Source organism: Bacillus sp. EE-W1 (assembly GCF_009760835.1).
Classification (GTDB): Bacteria; Bacillota; Bacilli; order Bacillales; family Bacillaceae_G; genus Bacillus_A; species Bacillus_A wiedmannii.
In genome coordinates, this window is record NZ_WIPE01000032.1 from 4,555 (window position 1) to 6,046 (window position 1,492).

Here is a 1,492-nt window from a genome sequence, read left to right on the forward strand (position 1 = left end):
GCAAGATGCAGCGAAGAATGGTGTGAAGCTGAACGTACAAGATTCTATTAAAGTAGCTCCTAGTACATCAGGGGAAATTAGCCCTGAAATTATCATTCCAGAAAACGCTGAATTTGGTAGATATGAGGGATATATTCATATTTCAAATAAAAAAAATGAAAAAGAAGTATATCAAGTGCCATTTGCAGTTAAATTCACAGAAAAGGGAATTGAATCTGTAGATTTGCTGAGAGATGCAATGGCAACAGATACATCTAACTTCCATCCATTTATGGAAAGGCCGAGTTCACCGCTGACATTTAAATTGAACAGTCCACTTGAAACTATCGATGCAGTGGTGAAGGATCGAAAAACAGGAAAGGCATTAGGAATTGTGGGGACAATTAATGCTAGCAGTCTAACACCAAATATTGAATATATCATGTTCGATGGTATGGGTGGCTATGTATTCCCGTTTACAGGAGATCCAAATCATCCAATTGGAGACAAGCGAGTTACGTTGCCTGATGGAGATTACCAACTTGATTTCATTGGATATGACAAAGAAGGGAAACCTTATACAAAAGGAGATAGCGTAATTATTGATAATATCAAACCTGAAATGAAATTTACCGATGTAAAACCTGGCGTTCATGAGGTAAATGAATCTATGTTCAAAGAAGAAGATGGTCAGCGTGCATTATGGGTACATGGTAACATTTATGATTCTACGATAGATGTATTAAAGGCAAAAGGCCTTCAGTATGACCAAAAAACTAATGAAATTGTATATTACCAAAACTCTGCTTTTCCGTCAGGTTGGTTGAATACAATTCAAGCCAATGGTGATTTTAAATTTGGTGTACTTCCAGAGGAAATCAATGAACCGCTTAATTTAAGGTTATTTGGATATGATCTTGCAACTGCATCAAATATGGTAAATGGATTTAAAGATTATGTCTTTGTTAAAGAGGGAACGGAATACGCTGTCCCAAGCTATGACAAGGATAAAGTTAAACTAGGAGAAAAAATTACATTAACTTTAAATCTTAATAATGTGAAACAACTTATGTCAGGTACATTTGAGATTCCTTATAGTAAACAGTTGTTTAAATTTGTAGATGTTAAACCAAATCCAGCACTTGCAGAATATGCAAAACAACATGGATTAAATATTAAATTAGAAGATCCAGTGATAAATGAAGAAGGAAACTGGGAAAACAAGGTGAAAGTTGGTGCATCTTTAGAAGGAACAGAATTTAAAGGTCTAGATGGAGACGCACCATTTGTAGATGTTACATTCGAGATGACGAGTGACGAGTATTTTAATAATTTAACAGCATTTGGAGTAGATAAATTCTCTTATACAAAAACAGGTGCATCAGAAGGCGTTGAGATTCCTGTGTTTAAAGATAAATCCTTTTCTATTATTTCGAAACATGCAATGGTTACAGGATATATTGGACCAGAAGCTTTCTTAACTGAAGAGGGGTATTTAGGTAAGAATGACTAC

Annotated in this window: 1 protein-coding gene; it reads left to right on the forward strand. The window is 35.0% G+C overall.

Features of this window, described 5'->3' with window-relative positions; all coding sequences use genetic code 11:
- Positions 1-1,492: cohesin domain-containing protein (locus GFJ36_RS29340; protein ID WP_242015930.1), on the forward strand; the 1,492-nt coding region annotated here is incomplete at both ends.